We start from the raw sequence: 19,437 nt of genomic DNA, 5'->3' as shown, positions 1-19,437 counted from the left end.
GCGCGACGCCCTTCCGCGAGGAGGGTCCGACGCGTGGCCTTGGAGGGGCGTTCGCACGCGTGGACCCCCTCCTCGCGGGAGGAAGCGGCTGCGTCAGGGAGGCGCCGGCGCGCGGCCCATGGGAATCACCAGCGGGCCGGGCAGGTCCGGGCGGACCAGCACCTCCACCTGCAATCCAAAGGTGTTCGCGATGAGGCCGGGCGTGAGCACGCTCGACGGGGCGCCCGTCTCCACGCACCGGCCCTGGGCCAGCACGGCGATCCGATCCGCGTACCGCGCGGCCAGGTTCAGGTCATGCAAGACGGCGAGCACCGCGCCGCCCTCGCGGGAGAAGGCCCGGGCGCGCTCCAGCACCAGGTGCTGGTGGGAGAGGTCCAGGCTCGCCGTCGGCTCATCCAGCAACAGGTAGCGGTGGCCGTGCACGGGCGGCGTCCACAGCTGGGCCAGCACCCGGGCCAGTTGCACCCGCTGCCGCTCACCGCCCGACAGCGTGGGGTACGCGCGGGAGGCCAGGTGCTGCGTGTCGGTGGCGTCCAGCGCGGCGCGGGCGATGTCCAGGTCGGACTGCGCGCCCCCCCGCCGGGCATGGGGGCTGCGGCCCAGCAGCGCGACCTCCAGGGCCGTGAAGCCGAAGCCCAGGGAGGACTCCTGCGGCAGCACGCCCAGCCGCTGCGCGCGCTCCACGAAGGGCCACTGGTGCAGCGCGCGGCCCTCCAGGGACACCTCACCGGTCTTGCAGCGCAGCTCGCCCGACAGCGCCGCGAGCAGGGAGGACTTGCCCGCGCCATTGGGGCCCACGACGGCCAGCACCTCGCCGGGCCGCAGCTCCAGTGACAGCGGGCCCGCCACCCGGCCCCGGCCGCGCCACACCTCGATGTCGCGCGCCTCCAGGCTCATGCGGCCCCCTTGCGCGCCAGGAGCGCGATGAAGGCCGGGACGCCCAGCACGGACGTGAGGGCGCCCACGGGCAGCTCCGACGGGGACGCCAGCGTGCGCGCGAGCAGGTCCGACGCGAGCAGCAGCGACGCCCCCGACAGCGCGGACGCGGCCAGCAAGCGCCGGTGGTCCGGCCCCAGCGCGATGCGCAGCAGGGCGGGCACCAACAACCCCACGAACCCGATGATGCCGCAGAAGGCCACCGCCGAGCCCACGCCCAGCGCCGCGGCGAGGATGAGCCGGCGCTTGAGCCGCTCCACGTCCACGCCCAGGTGCCACGCCTCGCGCTCCCCCAGGAGCATCAGGTTGAGCGCGCGCGACTCACGCAGCAACAACCCCAGCGTCGCCAGCAGCGGCACCGACGCGGCGCCCACCGCCTCCCACGACGCCCCGCCCAGGCTGCCCAGGCTCCAGAACGTGATGGTGCGCAGCTGCGCGTCCGAGGCCGCGTGCGTGAGCAGCCCCATGCCCGCGAACGCGCCCGCGCTCACCGCCACGCCCGCCAGCAGCACGCGCGGCGTGTCCGTGCGGCCGCCGCCCGACCCCAGCCGCAGGGCGAGCAGCGTCGCCCCCAGCGCGCCCAGGAAGGCCGCGCCCGGCACCACCAGCATCCGGAAGCCGCCCACGTGCGCGGCCAGCGCCACGTCCATCACGATGGCCAGCACCGCGCCCAGCGCCGCCCCGCTGGAGGTGCCCAGCAGGCCCGGCTCCACCAGCGGATTGCGGAAGAGGGCCTGGAGCGCGGCGCCCGTCGTCGCGAGCACCGCGCCCACCAACACCCCCAGCACCACGCGCGGCAGGCGCAGGGTGAGGAGCACCGCGCGCTGCATCGGCTCCAACCGGTGGGAGGCCTCTCCCAACCCCAGCGACTCCCACACACTGCCCAGGATGGCGGACGGAGGCACAGGCACCGTGCCCACCGCCAGCGACGCGAGCGCGATGAGCGCCAGCAGCAGCCCCAGCGTCACCCAGGGGCCCGCGCCCGGAAGCCGCGAGGGCACCGGGTGCGTGGCGGGCGCGGACATGGCCTCCGACGCGCTCATTTGCCGCCGCCCTTCGCCACCGCCGGGGCCACCGCGTCCTGCACCCGGACCACGGCCTTCCCCAGGCCGGGCCCCAGCCCCATGAAGTCCACGTCCTCCACCGTGACGAGCTTCCAGCCCTTCACCTGCGACAGCCCGGGCAGCTTCGCCAGCCCCTCCTCGCCCCCCACCGTCGTCACCGAGCCCGCCGGCAGCAGCACGAAGTCCGGCGCCGCCGCCACCACGGCCTCCGCGCCGAGCGGCTTGTAGCCCTGCAGGTCCCCCGCCGCGTTCACCGCGCCCGTCAGGCGGATGAGCGTGTCCGCCACCGAGCCCGAGCCCGCCACCATCATCGTGCCCGCGCCCCGCGAATAGATGGCGAGGACGCGCGGCGGCTTCGTGCCCTTCACCTGGGCCGCGCGGCCGGACGCCCGCGCCAGGTCCGCGTCCAGCTTCGCCACCAACGCCTTGCCCTGCTCCGGGATGCCCAGCCGCTCCGCGATCGTCTGGATGCGCGAGCGCGCGGACTCCACGGTGGGCTCGTTGGTGAACGTCTCCACCTTCATGCCCGCCTGCTTGAGCTGCTCCAGCACCCCGGGGGGCCCGGCCTCCGCCGAGCCCAGCAGCATGCCCGCGCCCAGCGACAACACCCCTTCGGCGGACAGCGCGCGCTGGTAGCCCACCGAGCGCAGCTTGGAGGCCTCCGGCAGCGCCGTGCTGGAGTCGTCCACGCCCACCACGCGGTCACCCGCGCCCAGCGCGAACACCGTCTGCGTGACGGCCGGCCCGATGGTGACGAGCTTCGGCGCGGGCGCGGGCGGCGCCGCGTACGCGGACACCGCGAACAGGGCCGCGAGCAGCCCCGCCTTCCAGGCCCCGCGCCTCATGACGCCACCTCCACCGCGGGCAGCGCCCGGCTCAGCTCCTCCATCAGCGCCCGCCACGCGGGGGACTCCAACTCGCCCGGCTTCCGCTTGCCGAACAGCAGCGCGATGTTCTCCCCCGCCGCGTCGAACAGCTCCAGGGATGTCACGTCGCCGTCGCGCGTGGGCTTGCGCACCACCCACGCGGTGTGGACGTGGTCGGTCCGCAGGTGGAGGTTGAAGCCCGGGTCCAACACGTTCATCCACGGGCCCATGGGCCGCACCGTGCGCACCGGGCCGGTGTGGATTTGAATCGCCCCGGGATTGCCCACGAACACCATGATGGGCATCGCGGAGGAGGCGGCGCGCTCCAGCGTCCAGGCCAGCGCGTCCGGCGCCACCGGCGTCGCGAACTCCTTGCCCGCCAGCCGCAGGGCCTGCGTGCGCGCCACCTTGAAGCGCATCAGCAGCGAGAAGAACTCGTGCGTGTCCTGGAGCGCCCGCCAGCCCTCCACCAGCCCCGGCGCGTCGATCTCCGAGTCCGGGCGCGGCGCGGCGGGCGGCGTCACCGGCACCACCTCCAGCGCGTGGCGCTGGTCCTCGTGCTGGAGCTCCCGCACCAGCGCCTCGAAGGCGGCGACGTTCGCGTCGTCCTGGAGGTAGATTTTATGCACCGCGGTGCCCGCCGCGTCGAAGACGTGGAAGCTGCGGCGCACCACGCCGGAGACGTCCTCGCGCAGCGCGAAGACGAAGCACCAGCGCGACAGGAACAGGCGCAGGTCGATGTCCTCGTCCAGCACCAGCGCCCGCGCCCCGCTCAGCTCCACGTTGCGGTAGACGCCCTTCTTCTCATGCACGGCGGACGCGTTGCGCGTGAGCGCCATCACCCGGCCCAGCGACTCCAGGCGGGGCAGCAGCACGTCGAAGCGCGGCTCCAGCCGCACCAGCTCTCCCGTCACGCCGGTGACGAGCAGCTCCGCCTCGCTCACGCCCAGCTGCTCCGCCGCGTCGCGGATGCGCATGCGCGGCTGGGCCTCACGCAGGGCCAGCCAGCGCTCCTTCAGCGCGGCATTGGGGCTCACTACCTCTTGCGAGCGGTCCATCACGGCTGCCCCCCGGCCGGCGCGGCCACCTTCGCCCAGAGCAGCTTCAGCATCGCGGGCGTCCCCACGGCGTCGTAGTAGGACTGCAGCTCCACCTTGAAGTACGTCCCCTGGTCGGAGCGGACGACGTAGATTTGCGGGCGCGGCGTGAGCGTGTGGAACTTGAGGTCGTAGACGTACCAGCCGTCCCCCACGTTGAAGACGGTGTCCGGGCTGTCGCCGGGGTCATCGCCATCTGGCGCGTCCGTCAGGTAGCCGGACGCCGGCGCCTGGGTGAGCGCCGCGAACGTCGTGCCCTGCACGATGGCCACCTGCACGCCGCCCGTGCCGCTGACGCCGCCGCGCGACTTCACGGTGTAGCGCTGGAAGGCCAGGTCCCACAGCGCGTCGTCCGCCGCGCTCACCTGCTTGCCTGTATCCAGATCCATCCCCACCCACGCCGCCGTGTCGGTCGCGTCGACGACGGTGGTGAAGGAGCCGTCGCCGTTGTCCTGGTGCTTCAGGTTCGCGCCGTCCTGCGGCGTGACGATGGGGTCCGGATCCTGGGGCCCGGGCTTGGGTTGGAGGTCATCACCGCACGCGGTGCTCAGCCCCGCGAGGAGCAGCGCCGCGCAGGCCCGGCTCAGCAGGCGGGAACGGAAGGGTTGGAGAGACATGCGGACTCCTTCAGGGTGCATGGGAGGTGCTTCAGAACCGGGTGGAGACACCGGCTTGGAGGGTGCGGGGAGGAATGGGCAGATCGTTCGGATTGCCCGCACCGGTGAGGTTGCTGCCCACAACGAAAAGCTGGAGCCCGCCCGCCGGCAGCTGCCAGGCGACTCGGGCGTCCAGGGAGACGGTGGGGCTGGCACGGTAGGAATCCGCCACACCGTCTCCGTTGGTATCGGGATAGAAAGGACGCTCGCCCGTGAGCGCGCCGCGCACGTTGGCCTCCAGGCCCCACTGCCGGTGGCGCCACGTGGCCTGCGCGGTGAGCCGGTGGCGCGCCTGACCTTCCAAGGCGCGGTCCAGCTCCTGGTCGGTGCCGTCGGTGAGCGTGTAGCCCAGCTCCAGCTGGATGCGGCCGGGCAGCGACTGGCGCAGCCCCAGCTCGGCGCCGCGCACGCGCGCCCGCGCGATGTTGATGTACGAGTAGCGCAGGAAGTCGCCCTCGGACTGGAGCGACGCGGCGATCATGTCGCGCAGCCCGTGCTGGAACGCGCCCACCCACACCATGGAGTCGCGCGTGGGCCGCGCCTCCAGGTTGATGCTGACGCTGCGCGAGCGCTCCGGCTTCAGGTCCGGGTTGCCGCGCACGGTATAGCCCACGGAGGGGTTCTCGAAGTCGATGAGCAGGTCCTGGAAGCTGGGCGCGCGGTAGCCCCAGCCGTAGCTGCCTCGCACCGTGAGCCACGACGTGGGGTCCGCCTTCAGCGCCACGCGGGGCGTGGCCGCGAGCCCGAACTGCGAGTCCACGTCCAGCCGTCCGCCGGGCACCAGCACCAGCCCCACCCCTTCCGCCAGCGTCCAGCTGTCCTGCGCGTACACGGAGCCACGTCCGCGACGCCCGCGCCCGCCCTCCAACCGGTCCGAGCGCAGCCACTCCCCCAGGTATTCGGTGCCCGCCACCAGCGCGTGTCCGCCGCCGGGCCGCGCCTCCACCTGCGCGCCCACCCGGGCCTGCTGGTCGCGGGTGTCCTCCACGGTGTCCAGCGCGGAGGCGTTGCGCTGGTCGCGCAGGTAGCGCCGCTCGTAGTGCCCGTAGGACACGTCCGCGCGCAGCGTCGCCGCGCTCGACAGCCGCCACGACGGCGACAGGCGCGAGGCGAAGGTGTTGTCGCGGGTCGCGCGGTCGAACACCGCGTTCCCGGCGCCCAGGTCCACGCCGCGCTGGATGCGGTGGGAGAAGGACGCGGTGCCCTCCAGCGAGAGCGTCTCCGAGCCGCGCCAGTCGCCGCGCGCGGACACGTCATAGCCGTCCAGGCTGCTGCCCGTGGTGCCGATGTCCGAGGGGTCCAGGTCATACGACGCGCGGCGCTGGAGCCCCGCGCTCAGGCGCAGGCCCCAGGCATCGCCGCGCGTCTCACCGGTGGCGTCCAGGTCCAGGCGCTGGAGCGTGCCGTAGGCGGCGCGCAGGTCCGCGCCCAGGGTGCGCTGCGCGCGCCGGGTGATGAAGTTCACCACGCCCGCGACCGCGTCGCTGCCGTACAGCACGGACGACGGGCCCTTCACGATCTCGACCTGTTCGATGTCCTCCAGCGACAGGCGCGACAGGTCCACGCTGCCGTCCACCTTGCCGGTGACGCGCTCGCCGTCCACCAGCACCAGCACGTACTCCGGCGCCAGCCCCTGCACCGACAGCGTGGCGCCCGCGAAGCCCTGCTGCACCACCAGGCCCGGGCGCGTGGCCAGCAGCTCCGACGCGTCACGCGCCCCGCTGGCGATGATCTCCGAGCGGGTGATGACCTCCGTCGCCACCGGCGTCTCGCGCAGACGCTCCTGCGTGCGCGAGCCCGTCACCACCGTCTGGAGCGCGGGGAGGTCGTCCGGGGGAAGCGAGGCGGTGGCGTCCACCGCGGACCGAGGCTCCACCGCCGGAGCCTCGGACGCGGCTTGCGCCACGCCGCCGTCCTCGGACGGTGCGTCCTCCGCCCGGGCCACGCCGGACAGGGCACTCCACAACAGCGCGCACAGCCACCAACGCCCGGACATCCCAGGTCCTCCCGGCACGGAGCCGGGGGCCTCCGCGGAAGGGAAGCCTGTCGGGCGCTGGGCTCAAGGGCCTCGGGCCTCAGGAAACGCACCACTGCGGGCCCCTTCCGGGACCCGGTCCTTCAAGGCACTTCAGCCACGCTCACCCCGGGGCGCGGGGCCCCGCCGGGACTCCGCCGGAGACGAGGACTCCAGGGGCACCACCTGTGTCCGGTGACAGCGCCGGCACTTCAGCTCCACGCCGCCCGGCACCAGCCGCGCCAACAGGCTGCCGCACATGCAGCGCAGCTCCTCGGAACCACCCTGCGCTCCGCATCCCTCGTGCATCGCGGCTCCCTGCGTTCGATGGGAAGGACGATATTGATACTGACTATCAAAGTCAAAAGACTTGCAGTGAACTCCCCAGGGGGGGTGGGTGTCCGGAGGGAAACCGTCTACTTCGTGCCCGTGTTCGCTTCCGGGCGGAGGGCGGGCCGGGGCGCGACGAGGAGGGGCACGCGGCCTTCCGGGTAGAGGGCGGTGAGGCGGTCGCCGCGAAGCTCCAGCGCGGCCAGGTGGCGGCCGTAGTGGGTGCTGAGGCCGGTGTCGATGACGATGACGCGGCCCCCGAAGCGGATGGAGAGCCGGCCGTCCTGCGACGGCGTGTGGCCCATCACCATGCGCCGGGCGCCGAAGCGCTCCAGCACCTGGGTGAGGCCGGCGTCCCACTTCGCCTCGTCGTCGAGGGCGTAGCCCCGGAACCACACCGGGCCCTGAGGATCCACGCCGCCGCCCGGAGGTTGCCCCTGCGTCAGGTCCTGCCACACCCAACGGTTCACGTCGTCCAGCGTGGTGCCCGGGACCGTCGGCGCCAGGCCACCGTGGAGGAAGAGGGTGTCGTTGATGCGGATGACGGCGGGGTGCGTGCGCAGCCACTTCCCGTAGCGCCCGTCCGCGGCGTAGGCGGCGGCGTGACCGCGAGCCCCCGGGGGTTCCCCCGGACCGTCGGCGGTGGGGGACTGGTCCGCGAAGGACGCGAGCTCACCGGGGGTGACGTAGCGCAGGTCCCCGCGCATGTTCATCAGCTCGTGGTTGCCCAGGAGCGGGTGCACGCGGCCGCCGGCCTTGCGGGCCTCGGTCTCCAGGCGCATGAGCAGCTCGAACGTGTCGCGGGTGCGGTCGCCCCGGTCGGGCAGGTCCCCCGTCTGCACGAGGTGCGTCTTGCCGCCCACCCAGCGGTCCTTCGCGTCGATGAGGCCCGCGAGCCGGAGCACGTCCTTGAGCGCGTCCACGTCCCCGTGCACGTCCGCGACGGCGACGATGCGCTCCACCCCCTGGAAGACGAAGGGGTCCTGCGCCTTCGGGGCGGCGGCGCTGGCGAGCACGGGCAACAGCAGGCAGAGGAGGACGGGACGCACGGGCTTCCTTCCATCAAGGGCGAGGAAGCCTACCGCACGTCCCGCGCGAGGCCGCCGCCGCGTCTCAGGCGGGCAGGCGACCAGGCCCCCTGCCCTACCAGCGTGTGCCCCGGATGCGGGCGGGGATGGCTCGCAGGAACTGCGCATCCTTCCAGTCCCAGCACCGCGACGGGTCGCTGTCCACGTTGACGGGGACGGAGTTCCACCCGTGCACGTCATAGGAGTTGGAGGCGCGCCAGTGGAGCAGCACGCTGAAGAGGGCTGTCACCACGAGCACGCCCGTGAGGACCGCGTGCCTTCGCGGCGCCTCCAGCACGGCCTGCACGGGGAACGCGAGGAAGTAGACGACGTAGGGCAGCACGTCGGTGAAGAAGCGCGGCCCCACGGAGTGGCCCGCCCACCAGATGGCGAAGGCGGAGATGGCCCCCCAGTGCAGGAGCACGATGAGGGCGAAGGCCTTCTCGTACGGCTCCAAGGTCCGGCCGCGCCACTTCTGGAAGAACCCCACCCCCGCCAGCACCAGGAACGGGGAGAAGATCAGCAGCCCGCGCGACGGGCTGACCAGGTTGGCGGCCAGGGCCAGGAAGAAGCGCGGGCCGGAGATCTCCAGCACGTGGCGGTAGTAGGGCGACAGGAGCGCGCCGTAGATGTGCAGGTTGTACGCGCAGAACGGCACCGCCACGAGCGCCGCGCCCGCGAAGTAGGCCGGCAGCAGCCGGCGGAAGCGCAGCACGAAGAGCCCGGTGACGACGATGACGCTGAGGGAGTGAGTGGGCCGGCAGACATACGCGAGCGCGACGGCCAGTCCGGTGAGCAGCGCGGTGCGCGCGGTCTGCGTGGGCCGGGCCAGCATGAGGATGATGCAGGCGATGGCGAGCAGGCCGGGGCCGTGCTGCCAGAGGACGCGGCTGGCGGTGGAGAACGCGGTGGTGCCCAGCCCGAAGAGGGCGACCGTGAGCAGCGCCGCGCGCGGAGACACCCGCCGGCGCAGCGCGATGAGCAGCACGCCCGCGGCGGCGCAGACGTAGAACGAGGCGATGAGCTGTTCGGTGCGGTTGTACGCGCCCAGGTCCACGAGTCCCGTGCCCTGGAACAGCGCCAGCCACGCCAGCGCGTCGGCCCCCGCGGTGCCCAGGTTCGGCAGGACCGGCCGCAGGAGCGTGAACAGCGCCTCGGCCCCCGCCACGAAGGGCAGCGCCGCGAGCACCACGCCGGGCGGGTACTCGTAATACGTGTGGGCGCCGGCCTCGCGGCGGGCGTAGGCGGTGCCCGGGAAGAACGTGGGCCGGAACTCGTCCAGGTCGGCGTTGCCCTCATGGAGGACGCTGGCCGCGGACGGGATGGACCACAGCGAGTCCGTCTGGAGCCGCACCTGGCTCACGCTGTAGACGATGAACAGCCCCAGGCACAGCAACCCGAGGGCGAGGGGCGAGGCCGCGAAGTCGCGGCGCGACGATGGGACCGGGATGGCGTTCACGGCCCCCTCTTCTAGCGAATCCACGCTCCGTGCGCGCGGCCGTGACTCGCCGCATCTCTTCTTTCCCTGGCGGGGGGATGGGCGAGGATGGGCCCCATGCAAATCTGGGTCGATGCCGATGCGTGTCCCGGGCCCGTGCGGGACATCCTCCTGCGCGCCGTGCAGCGCCTGAAGGTCCCCATCGTCTTCGTGGCCAACAAGCCGCTGGCGCTGCCGAGGCTGGCGTACGTCTCCACCGTGCAGGTGGGCGCGGGGGCGGACGTGGCGGACCGGCACATCGCCACCTCCGCGCAAGCCGGGGACCTGGCCGTCACGCAGGACATCCCGCTGGCCGCGCTGCTCGTGCCCAAGGGCGTCGTGGTGATGGACCCGCGCGGCGAGCTCTTCACGGCGGAGAACATCGACGAGCGGCTGTCGGTGCGCAACTTCATGCAGGAGCTGCGCGACAGCGGCGTCACCACCGGGGGCCCCAGCAGCTTCTCGCAGCAGGACCGTCAGCAGTTCGCCGCCACGCTGGACCGGGAGCTGACCCGGCTCGTGAAGCAGCAGGGCTGAGGGGGACTACCGGCCGGCGCCGCCGCTGCCCTCCACCGCGGGCGTGCCCGTCGAGGGGGACACGGGGCTCGTGCCGATGGACTTGTTCTTCTTCCAGGCGTCCGGGGAGATGTCCAGCCGCGCCCCCGGGTTGCCCGGCGAGACGAGCGGAATCAGCGGCGTCGCGGTGACGGAGCCGTAGGACGAAGCCACGTCCCCCGAACCGCCGAAGCCCACGAGCTCGGAGTCCACGCATTCGAACTCGCCGGTGGCCACCTGCTTGGAGGATCCAGAGGCGCCCGAGTCCCCGCCGGGCGCCGTCACGCCGTAGAAGTCCATGCCGTGGTCCTTCAGCATCGACTGCGTGGCCGGTGACGCCTCCGCGTCCCAGGACAGCTCGTCGCTGGCCCCCACCGGATGCTCCCGGGGCTGCTTCCCCGAACCTCCCGTGCCGCTGACGTCCTCCGACGCACGTGAGGTTCCCTCGTGGGCACATCCTCCCAGCAGGAGTGCGGTGAGCGTGGCCATGAGCGGAAGCTTCATCGGGGTGTCCTCCAGAAGTGTCGTCCGTCACTCAAGGTGGAGGCACTTGCGTCCGGGGCAAGCGACAGGGGCCGGCCGGTCCAGCGGCCCTGCTCCAGCCAGGAGCCTCGTCAGTGGTCGCGGGGTGCCTCGCCGCCGTGCAGACAGCTCAACGCCGCGACCGTGAGCGACTCGCAGCCCTTGCGCAGCGAGCCCGCGCGATCCGGTGCGTAGAAGGGCGAGTGCGGCCCCGGCAGGTGCGTCACCTTCTGCTGCGGCGTCGTCCCGGGCGCCGCGCTCCAGGCGTGCGGCGGCGTGACGCCCACGAACCAGTACGCCGTGGGCACCGGGTGCTCCGGCCCCTGGGCGAACCGGGGGAAGTCCTCGCTCGCGGTGGCGAGCACGCCCGGCACCAGCGCGTCGCGCCCGAACCACTCCGCGTGCGCGGCCCGGACGCGCCGGAGCAGCGCCGGGTCGTTGCGGTTCACCGGCGTGCTCGCCATCACCTCCACCTGGGGAGGCTTCGGGGCGCCCGCCGCCGCGGCCTCGCCCTTCACGATGCGCTCGATGGCGGCCAGGACACGGGCCTGCACCGCGTCGTCCGCCGTGCGCACCGTCACCTCCAGCAGGGCTTCGTCCGGAATCACGTTGGCACGAGAGCCCGCCTGGAAGTGGCCCACCGTCACCACCGCCGGTTCCAGCGGCGGCACCTCGCGCGACACGATGGTCTGAAGCCGCAGCACCACGCTGGCCCCCAGCACCACGGGGTCCACCGACAGCTCCGGCTGCGCCCCGTGCGCGCCCCGGCCGAAGAGGCGGATGCGCACGCTGGCCGAGCCCATCATCGCCACGCCCTCGCGGTGCATGAAGGCCCCCACCGGCAACGGCGCCGTGTGCTGGCCGAGCACGGCGTCCGGCGTGCCGAAGCGCGCGTAGAGGCCGGCGTCCATCATCGCCCTGGCGCCCTGGAGGGTCTCCTCCGCGGGCTGCCCCACCACCATCACCGTGCCACGCCACGCGTCGCGCGACCGCGCCAGCAGCGCCGCCGTGCCCGCGAGGCACGCGGTGTGGACGTCGTGGCCGCACGCGTGCATCACCGGCTCGCCGTCCTTCGTGCGCACGTGGCTCGCGTACGGCAGCCCCGTCCGCTCCTCCACGGGGAGCGCGTCCATGTCCCCGCGCAGCAGCACCGTGGGGCCGTCCCCGTTGCGCAGCAGCCCCACCACGCCGTGGCCGCCGATGTCCCGGCTCACCGTGTAGCCGGCGGCCTCCAGGCGCTTCGCCAGCGCCGCCGCCGTGCGCGCTTCGTGGCCGGACAGCTCCGGGTGTTCGTGCAGGTCGCCATAGAGCGAGTCCACGTCTGGCAGCACCGCGTCCAGGTGCGCGAGGACGCGGCGGGCGCGGGCCTTGAGCCCCGAAGGCCCCCGCTCCACGGGAGGCTGGGGATGGGCATCATTCATGGCGGTGGCTCCCTGGCCCAGGCGCGGGGGAGTGCGGCGGGTGCCGGGCCACGGCTCAAGGTGGAAGCCGCGGGCCGGGCTTCACAGGGTGGCGCCAGGGCGGCGGTCAGGGGCCCGTCCCGCCGCGATGCCTGTCCCACCCTCCGGGGTGCCGTGGGCCAGCGAGGTACCGCCCGTCCGTTCGTTGTCCGCCCCTCCCTCAACGGCCACGTTGAGGACGCACAGGCAACACACGAAGGGAGCGGTCATGAGGCGAGGCATTGCATGGGGACTCTGCCTGGCGGGGTTGGCGGGTGGAGCCGCGAAGGCCCAGGATCCACCACCGGACGCCCCCACCCGGGTGGGCTGGGTGGATTGGAGGGGGCCGTACTTCCTCCTGGGCCTGGGCGTGGAGGGCTACACGGGGAAGCTCGCGCCCAACCTGGAGGCCGGGCCGTCCTACGGCGTCGTCGTCGGCTACCGCGTCAATGACTACCTGGGCATGGAGCTGGGCTACAGCGGCGGTGTCGCCGGGATGTCCGTCTCCGAGAACCCCTCGTTCGTCACGCCGGACATCGTGCGCAACGGCGGGCAGGCGGCGGTCACCGTGAACCTCACGCCCACGCGGCTGCAGCCCTACGTGCTGGGAGGCATCGGGCTCGAGCGCTACTCGGTCCGCGAGGGGAACTTCTACCAGTTCATCGACGACACCGGAGGCTACGCGCCGGTGGGAGCGGGCGTGCGCTTCAAGATCAACCCCACGCTCACGGCCGAGGTGCGCGGCACGTACAGCTTCCTCTTCGGCCAGGACTTCGCGCCCGCGCGGAACCTGGGCGCGGGCGACGGCCGCTACACGGGCCTGCTGATGATTGGCGGCAGCTACTGACATGCCCACCACGACCATGCCCCACACACTCATCGACCTGCTCGAAGCCCCTGGCGGCCCGGGGCCGGAACCGCGCCTCTACACCTTCCTGGAGGAGGACGACACGGAGGTGACGCTCACGCGCGGGGAGCTGGCCACCCGCGCCCGGCGCATCGCCACCGCGCTCCAGGGGCTCGCCCCCCAGGGCGAGCGCGCGGTCCTGCTCTATCCGCCCGGCGTGGACTACCTGACCGGCTTCTTCGGCTGCGTCTGCTCGGGGCTGGTGGCGGTGCCGGCCTATCCGCCCGTGCCGTCGCGGCTGGAGCGCACCCTGCCCCGCCTGCGAGCGCTCATCGCGGATTCGGGGGCCACGGTGGTGCTCACCACGTCCACCCTCCTGTCGATGGCGGAGTTCCTCTTCACGGACGCCCCCGAGCTGCGCGAGCTGAAGTGGCTGGCGACGGACGCGCTGGAGCCAGGGGATGCGTCCGCGTGGAGGCGGCCGGACGTGACGGCGGACTCCCTGGCCTTCCTCCAGTACACGTCCGGCAGCACCGGCACGCCTCGGGGCGTGATGCTCAGCCACGGCAACCTGCTGCACAACCTGGACGCCATCCGCCGCGCCTTCCAGACGCGCGACGACAGCGTGGGCGTCATCTGGCTCCCGCCGTACCACGACATGGGGCTCATCGGAGGCGTGCTGGTGCCCCTGGCCCAGCGGTTCCACACGGCCTTGATGTCACCGCTGGCGTTCCTCAAGCGGCCCCGCGCCTGGTTGGAGGCGTTGACCCGCTTTGGCGGCACCATCAGCGGCGGCCCCAACTTCGCGTTCGACCTGTGCGTGCGGAGGATTCCGCCGGATGAACGGCAGGGCCTGGACCTGAGCCGCTGGGAGGTGGCGTTCTGCGGCGCGGAGCCCATCCGCCCGGACACGCTGGCGCGGTTCACGGAGGCCTTCGGGCCGTGCGGCTTCCGGCGCGAGGCGTTCTACCCGTGCTACGGCCTGGCGGAAGGCACGCTCATCGTGTCCGGCGGCGCGAAGGAGGCGGCCCCTCGCTTGCGCGACGTGGATGTCGCCGCCCTGGAGGCGGGCCAGGCCCGAGCCCCCGAGCAGCGGCCCCGGACGCTGGTGGGCTCCGGCGTGACGCTGGCGGATCAATCCCTGTGCATCGTGGAGCCGGACACCGGCCGCGTGCTGCCACCGGGCGAGGTGGGCGAGGTCTGGGTGAAGGGGCCCAGCGTGGCGCGGGGCTACTGGCGGCGGGAGGAGGAGTCCGTGCGGGTGTTCGGCGCGAGGACCGCCACGGGGGACGGGCCCTTCCTGAGGACCGGGGACCTGGGCTTCCTGGACGCCGGGGAGCTGTACGTCACGGGACGGTCGAAGGATTTGATCATCGTGCGGGGCCGGAACCTGTACCCACAGGACCTGGAGATCGTGGTGGAGGAGAGCCACCCCGCGCTGCGCCCCGGCTGCGGCGTGGCCTTCGGCGTGGAGCTGGAGAGCCAGGAGCAGCTCGTCGTGGTGCAGGAGGTGGACCCCAGCAGGTGGGACGGCCTGGCGGCGCCGGTGCTGAGCGCCATCCGGGGGAGGCTCGCGGCGACGCATGATGTGCGGCCCCACGCGGTGGTGCTCATCGAACCGGGGAGCCTGCCCAAGACCTCCAGCGGAAAGGTCCAACGACAGGCCACGCGCGAGGCGTTCCTCTCCGGTGGGCTTCGTGAAATCCACGCCTAGCAAGCAACCGTCAGCGAGTCGCTGAAGTCGCACGGAAGGGAGCGCGGAGGCGCCCTGGCGGAAGCGCCGGGCGCTGCTAGCATCCGGTCCATCCCCCCGCTGAAAGCCCACTCCGCTGAACGCCACCGAACCGCGCCACCTCGCCGGCCTGGACCTGCTCCGGTGCCTGGCCATCGTCACCGTCATGCTCTTCCACTACCCGCGTCCGGAGGGTCACGAGACCTACCGGATGATCGCCAACTTCGGTTGGACGGGCGTGGAGCTCTTCTTCGTGCTCAGCGGCTTCCTCATCGGCTCGCAGCTCCTGGAGCAGGTGGCGCGAGGCGAGACCCCGTCGCTGCGGCGCTTCTACCTGCGGCGGTCGCTGCGCATCCTGCCGCCCTTCCTCATCGTCCTGGGCCTGTACCTGTTCGTCCCGGCCTGGAGCGAGCGCCCCGTCGAAACCGCCGCGTGGCGCTTCCTCACCTTCACGCAGAACTTCGGCCTGCGCATCAATGGCTTCTCCCACGCGTGGTCGCTGTGCGTGGAGGAGCACTTCTACCTGGTGCTGCCGCTCACCGTGCTCGCGCTGCGCGGGCGCATCCGGGCGCCGCACCTCATCGCGGGCGCGGTGGCCCTGCTGCTGGCCGGCATGCTGCTGCGGGGCGGCCTGTGGCTGCGCTACTTCGGCGCCCTGGGTCCGGACGACGCGGGCTGGCGCGACTACGACATGCTCCTGTACTACCCGACGTACGCGCGGCTCGATGGGTTGACGTGCGGCGTGCTGATCGCGGCCCTGCGCGCCTTCCGGCCCCAGGCGTGGGAGCGCTGGACGCGAGGCCGCGCCGCGCTGGGGTTGGGGCTCGCCGGGCTCGCGTGCCTGGGCGGGGTGACGTACCTCAACGAAGAGCACTTCCGGTACCTGCCCTACGCCGTGCTGGCGTTCCCCCTGGCCGCGCTCGGCTACGCGGCCCTGCTGATGCCCATGGCGGGCCCGGCGGTCTCCCGCGTCTGCGCCCGCATCCCGGGCGTGCGGACCTTCGCGGTCCTGAGCTTCACCGTCTACCTCACGCACAAGGCCATGCAGCACGGGGTGCGCGTCTGGCTGGAGCCCCACGGCATGGACGCGTTCCATCCCGTCACGTTGGTGGGGGGCGTCGTGGCGGTGCTGCTCGCCTCGCTCGCGCTGCACCAGGGGGTGGAGAAGCCCGCGCTGAAGTGGCGCGAGCGGCTGGAGCGGCGGCTCGTGCGCGAACCGCGGCCGCTGCGGTCCGCCACCTCCTGAAGGCACGCCGCGCTTCTGCGCGACAGAAGCCGCGGAGGGGGCACGGCCTGGGCCTTGGGGGCGCGCGCGCGCTAAACGTCGCGCATGCGCCCCTTCCTGACGGCGACGTGGCGGTACCTCCTGATGCTCAACTACGAGGTGGATCCGGCGGTGCTCCGGCCCCTCGTGCCCCGGGGCACCGAGCTCGACACGTGGCAGGGCCACACGTTCGCGAGCATGGTCGGCTTCCGCTTCCTCGACACGCGCGTGCGAGGGTTCGCGGTGCCGCTCCACCGGGACTTCGATGAAGTGAACCTGCGCTTCTACGTGCGCCGACTGGGCCCCGACGGTTGGCGGCGGGGCGTCGTGTTCGTGCGGGAGGTCGTCCCCCGGCTCGCCATCGCCACCGTGGCGCGCGTCCTCTACAACGAGCCCTACGTCGCGCACCCCATGCGCCACACCGTGGCCATGGACGGCGCGGACACGGGCGCCCCCGGCCACGTCGAGTACGCCTGGAAGGCCCACGGCCGCTGGCACCAGCTGTCCGCCCGGACGCTCGGCGCTCCGGCCCAGAGCGAGCCCGGCTCCCAGGAGGAGTTCATCACCGAGCACTACTGGGGCTACACCGCCCAGCGCGATGGCGGCTGCGCCGAGTACCGCGTGGAGCACCCGCGCTGGAGCGTCTGGCAGGCCACGGACACCGCCTTCGACTGCGACGTGGCCCGCTTCTACGGCCCCACGTTCGCCGGAGTCCTCCAGGGCACGCCCTCGTCCGCCTTCGTGGCCACCGGCTCGGAAGTGTCCGTTCTTCCTGGGAATGAATTCTCGCCCTTGCCAAGCCCGTAGAAATCAATATTCTCAATTCACGAATTGATTTTCTGAACCCCATGACGACTTCCAAGCCCACCTGGCCCGTACCGACCCGCTGTCCCGTTTGTGGAGGAGGCACCGTCATCGAACGGGTGCGCTGCGACGGGTGCGCCTGCGCGGTGGAGGGGCGCTTCACGACGGGCTGGGTGCAGCAGCTGTCGCCCGAGCAGCTCGCGTTCGTGCGGGTGTTCATGGGCTGCCGGGGGAAGATCAAGGACGTGGAGCAGGCGCTGGGCCTCTCCTATCCGACGGTGGTGGCGCGGCTGGACGACGTGGTGGAGGCCCTGGGACACGCGCCCGGCGGGCCGCCGCCTCCGGCTCCGCCGCCCCCGCCGCCTCCGGCCCGCGAGCGGGGTTCCTCGCGCCGGGCGCAGATTCTCGATGACCTCGCGGCCGGGCTCATCGACGCGGACGAGGCCGCCCAACGTCTCAAGAAGACACGGGAGTAACCCCATGATGGACCCTGAAGTCACGCCGTCCTCCGACCCTTCCGCCCCTCCGCGAGACGGCGCCCAGCGCCACGCGATCCCCTGGGGACAGCACGCGGAGCTGGAGCTGCACGCCACGGCCGCGGCGCTCGTCGTGTCGCCGCTGCCGGAGGGAGAGAAGCCCTACCTGGTCACGCACGGGCGGGTGGAGGCGCGCATCCACGAGCACGGCCGGTTGACCAAGGTGGAGCTGGTGCCGCGCGAGGCGGGCTTCCTGTCCATGTTCTGGCGTCAGGACGGCCACGCGGAGCTGTTCGTGCCGGCCAACGTCCGCGCGAAGCTCCAGTTGGACGCGGGAGCGGTGCGGGTCTCCGGCCTGAAGGACTGCCAGTTGGAGCTGTCCACCGACGCAGGCACGGCGAACCTGCGCGACGTCCACGGGAAGCTCCGCCTGCGCACGGGCGCGGGCCGCATCCTCGGTGAGCGCATGGGCGGCACGCTCGACATCGAGGCCCATGCGGGCGTGGTGAAGGTGGACGTGGACGCGCTGGACGAGGGCGAGCACCGCATCCGGACGCAGGTGGGCGCGGTGGAGCTGCGGCTGGTGCCGGGGCTGGACGTGCACATCACGGCCCGCACGCAGCTGGGCTCGGAGCAGACGCGCTACCCCTCCAACCCGCGCGCGGCCACCACGCTGGTGCTGGAGACGGAGCTGGGCTCGGTGCGCGTCCGCGAGTCGGGACGCTCGCGCCAGGACGAGGCGGAGTCGTGGGAGGAGGACTCGCTGCGCTGGCAGCGGCAGGCGGAGCGCTGGCAGCGCCGCGCCGAGCGCCACGCGAACCGGTGGGCGCACGCGTGGGCGAACTCGTGGGGCGCTCCGCCCTGGGCGAACCCCGGCGGCCGGCCCCAGCCGCCCATGCCGCCCCAGCCCCCCGCGCCGCCCCGAGGCATCCCCGACGACGAGATGCGCCGCGTGCTGGACCTGGTGGAAGCCGGGAAGCTCAGCGCCGAGGATGCCCAGAAGCTGCTGAAGGCGATGCAGCGATGAGGTTTCTCGCGCGTCCCCCGGGACGGGAGCCCGGTCCATCACGCCTGCTGTACGACATCCCCGATGGCGCGTGGGGCCAGGACGCCCTGCTGAAAGTGCTGGCGGAGACGATCCGCTGGTGCGGCCCCAAGGCCAAGCCGGAAGCGGCGGCCACCTGTCTGCGCACGAACACCTTCCAGCCCAGGGTGATGGTGGATGAAAACCGCTTCAAGATGATGGAGCGGGTCATCGACGAGCGGTGCCATGCCCTGCGCGGCATGCCGGCGCCGTCCGAGCCGCCCCGGACGGAGGGCCTGCTCCAGGGCGGCAGGCTGCTCGTGTACTTCCCGGACGACAACACCTGTGACGGCGCCGCCGAACTCGCGACGGGCGGCTACTTCGACGTGGACAACATACCGCCCTGGGACACCTGGGTCGGCATGTTCCGCGAGGATCCGGAGTCGCCCACCCAGTCGGAGGACTACCTCATCGCCTGGGTGCCGCCTGCCTTTGTCGAGGTAGTGGCCCAGGGCATCTGGGTGAACGCGGAGTTCTGCATCCAGTGGCTGGAGGACTCGTCGACGCTGATGGCGAAGCGCCTGAAGGACCTCCGCTGACCGCGCGCGCTCAGGCCCCCTGGGTCAGGAAGCGGAAGGGGCGCGCGCAGTCCTCCCGGGTGCACCGGAAGAGATAGCCCCGGCCGTTGTCCCCGAAGTCCAGGCCATACGGCATCGCGGAGAGCTGCGCGACGAAGCGCATGGGGGCGTCACAGCACTCGGGGGTCGCCTCGCCGTTGAGCCAGCCGGGCACGCCGCCCACCTTGCTCTCCGGGGCCTCCGCCTGCGCGCGGTCCAGTTCGGCCAGCTGTTCGTCGGTGGCCTCGTTGACGTCCACCGACAGGGCCTCGGTGTCCTCGGTGGCGGGCTCGAAGCCGAGCGTCCACTCCGCGTACGGCTTCACCGGCGCCGGGGGCGCGCTCACGGAAGGCGCCCCGGCCGTCACCGGCACCGCGGCGTTGGCGCCCTCCTCGGGGTCCCAGCGGAAGCAGACGGTGTCGGGGTTCTCGCACTGGAAGACGTGGACCGACGCGTACGGCGCCAGGTCCAGCCGCCCCTCCACGTGCGGGAGCTGGAAGAGGAAGCGCTGCGGCCCGCCGCACATCGCGCAGGCCGGCCACTCCAGGGGCCCCGGCGCGTCAGGCGTCCCCCCCACCTTCAAGAGGGGCACGCCGGTGAGGCCAGGAACGAGCGCCCACAAGGGCGCGAACGGTGGGGACATGCCGCGG

The 19,437-nt window shown here is 72.7% G+C and carries 20 protein-coding genes; 8 read left to right on the top strand and 12 right to left on the bottom strand.

Going from position 1 to position 19,437, the window contains the following annotated elements:
* Window positions 1-93: 93 nt before the first annotated feature.
* The 9 genes from GTY96_RS03970 to GTY96_RS03930 all read right to left on the bottom strand — a co-directional run bounded on the left by GTY96_RS03970 (window position 94) and on the right by GTY96_RS03930 (window position 9,489).
* On the bottom strand, window positions 94-897 hold the full coding sequence (locus tag GTY96_RS03970) for a heme ABC transporter ATP-binding protein (RefSeq protein WP_161663878.1): 804 nt from the start codon (window positions 895-897) through the stop codon (window positions 94-96).
* Window positions 894-1,979, bottom strand: coding sequence for a FecCD family ABC transporter permease (locus GTY96_RS03965; protein ID WP_161663877.1), 1,086 nt, complete (start codon window positions 1,977-1,979; stop codon window positions 894-896). Before GTY96_RS03965 ends, GTY96_RS03970 begins: the two co-directional genes overlap by 4 nt.
* Entirely contained in the window at window positions 1,976-2,845 is an 870-nt protein-coding gene (locus GTY96_RS03960; protein ID WP_161663876.1) for a heme/hemin ABC transporter substrate-binding protein, read from the bottom strand. Before GTY96_RS03960 ends, GTY96_RS03965 begins: the two co-directional genes overlap by 4 nt.
* A complete protein-coding gene (locus GTY96_RS03955) occupies window positions 2,842-3,924 on the bottom strand; it encodes a hemin-degrading factor (RefSeq protein WP_143898653.1) in 1,083 nt (360 codons plus the stop codon). The genes GTY96_RS03960 and GTY96_RS03955 overlap by 4 nt, the downstream gene beginning before the upstream one ends.
* Window positions 3,924-4,580 (bottom strand): HmuY family protein, encoded by a 657-nt coding sequence (locus tag GTY96_RS03950; protein WP_143898651.1) that lies wholly within the window; start codon window positions 4,578-4,580, stop codon window positions 3,924-3,926. Before GTY96_RS03950 ends, GTY96_RS03955 begins: the two co-directional genes overlap by 1 nt.
* Window positions 4,581-4,611: 31 nt before the next feature.
* The gene (locus GTY96_RS03945) at window positions 4,612-6,615 is read right to left on the bottom strand and encodes a TonB-dependent receptor plug domain-containing protein (RefSeq protein ID WP_161663875.1); all 2,004 of its coding nucleotides are present in this window, start codon (window positions 6,613-6,615) and stop codon (window positions 4,612-4,614) included.
* A gap of 132 nt (window positions 6,616-6,747) precedes the next feature.
* The gene (locus GTY96_RS03940) at window positions 6,748-6,942 is read right to left on the bottom strand and encodes a hypothetical protein (protein WP_143898647.1); all 195 of its coding nucleotides are present in this window, start codon (window positions 6,940-6,942) and stop codon (window positions 6,748-6,750) included.
* Window positions 6,943-7,049: 107 nt separating this feature from the next.
* Complete coding sequence (locus tag GTY96_RS03935) at window positions 7,050-8,012, bottom strand: metallophosphoesterase (RefSeq protein ID WP_328700759.1); 963 nt, start codon at window positions 8,010-8,012, stop codon at window positions 7,050-7,052.
* 94 nt (window positions 8,013-8,106) lie between these two features.
* A complete protein-coding gene (locus GTY96_RS03930) occupies window positions 8,107-9,489 on the bottom strand; it encodes a hypothetical protein (protein ID WP_161663873.1) in 1,383 nt (460 codons plus the stop codon).
* Window positions 9,490-9,585: 96 nt separating this feature from the next.
* Between GTY96_RS03930 and GTY96_RS03925 the strand changes: the two genes are divergently transcribed.
* Window positions 9,586-10,044, top strand: a complete 459-nt coding sequence (locus GTY96_RS03925; protein WP_143898641.1) for a YaiI/YqxD family protein — start codon at window positions 9,586-9,588, stop codon at window positions 10,042-10,044.
* A gap of 6 nt (window positions 10,045-10,050) precedes the next feature.
* On the opposite strand, the gene GTY96_RS03920 is transcribed toward GTY96_RS03925, so the two are convergent.
* Together GTY96_RS03920 and GTY96_RS03915 are read right to left on the bottom strand one after the other, a co-directional pair.
* A complete protein-coding gene (locus GTY96_RS03920) occupies window positions 10,051-10,566 on the bottom strand; it encodes a hypothetical protein (RefSeq protein WP_143898640.1) in 516 nt (171 codons plus the stop codon).
* A 110-nt stretch (window positions 10,567-10,676) separates the two neighbouring features.
* Complete coding sequence (locus GTY96_RS03915; RefSeq protein WP_161663872.1) at window positions 10,677-12,005, bottom strand: amidohydrolase; 1,329 nt, start codon at window positions 12,003-12,005, stop codon at window positions 10,677-10,679.
* Window positions 12,006-12,252: 247 nt separating this feature from the next.
* Between GTY96_RS03915 and GTY96_RS03910 the strand changes: the two genes are divergently transcribed.
* The 7 genes from GTY96_RS03910 (at window position 12,253) to GTY96_RS37440 (ending at window position 18,769) form a co-directional block, all read left to right on the top strand.
* On the top strand, window positions 12,253-12,870 hold the full coding sequence (locus GTY96_RS03910; RefSeq protein WP_143898636.1) for an outer membrane beta-barrel protein: 618 nt from the start codon (window positions 12,253-12,255) through the stop codon (window positions 12,868-12,870).
* Between the two features lies 1 nt (window position 12,871).
* The gene (locus GTY96_RS03905) at window positions 12,872-14,584 is read left to right on the top strand and encodes a fatty acyl-AMP ligase (protein ID WP_235685306.1); all 1,713 of its coding nucleotides are present in this window, start codon (window positions 12,872-12,874) and stop codon (window positions 14,582-14,584) included.
* A gap of 115 nt (window positions 14,585-14,699) precedes the next feature.
* Entirely contained in the window at window positions 14,700-15,848 is a 1,149-nt protein-coding gene (locus GTY96_RS03900; RefSeq protein ID WP_328700778.1) for an acyltransferase family protein, read from the top strand.
* 84 nt (window positions 15,849-15,932) lie between these two features.
* Window positions 15,933-16,673, top strand: a complete 741-nt coding sequence (locus GTY96_RS03895; protein ID WP_161663871.1) for a YqjF family protein — start codon at window positions 15,933-15,935, stop codon at window positions 16,671-16,673.
* Between the two features lie 41 nt (window positions 16,674-16,714).
* Window positions 16,715-17,146 (top strand): DUF2089 domain-containing protein, encoded by a 432-nt coding sequence (locus GTY96_RS03890; protein ID WP_143898630.1) that lies wholly within the window; start codon window positions 16,715-16,717, stop codon window positions 17,144-17,146.
* A gap of 4 nt (window positions 17,147-17,150) precedes the next feature.
* A complete protein-coding gene (locus GTY96_RS03885; RefSeq protein ID WP_143898628.1) occupies window positions 17,151-18,173 on the top strand; it encodes an SHOCT-like domain-containing protein in 1,023 nt (340 codons plus the stop codon).
* Complete coding sequence (locus tag GTY96_RS37440; RefSeq protein WP_235685305.1) at window positions 18,170-18,769, top strand: hypothetical protein; 600 nt, start codon at window positions 18,170-18,172, stop codon at window positions 18,767-18,769. Before GTY96_RS03885 ends, GTY96_RS37440 begins: the two co-directional genes overlap by 4 nt.
* Before the next feature lie 10 nt (window positions 18,770-18,779).
* Here GTY96_RS37440 and GTY96_RS03875 read toward each other — a convergent pair whose 3' ends face one another.
* Complete coding sequence (locus GTY96_RS03875; protein WP_161663870.1) at window positions 18,780-19,430, bottom strand: YwqG family protein; 651 nt, start codon at window positions 19,428-19,430, stop codon at window positions 18,780-18,782.
* Window positions 19,431-19,437 lie beyond the last annotated feature (7 nt).

Origin of the sequence: Corallococcus silvisoli (assembly GCF_009909145.1) — a bacterium.
GTDB classification, from domain to species: Bacteria; Myxococcota; Myxococcia; order Myxococcales; family Myxococcaceae; genus Corallococcus; species Corallococcus silvisoli.
The sequence above is the reverse complement of the archived record's forward strand: the minus strand, read 5'-3'. Positions and strand labels throughout refer to the sequence as shown.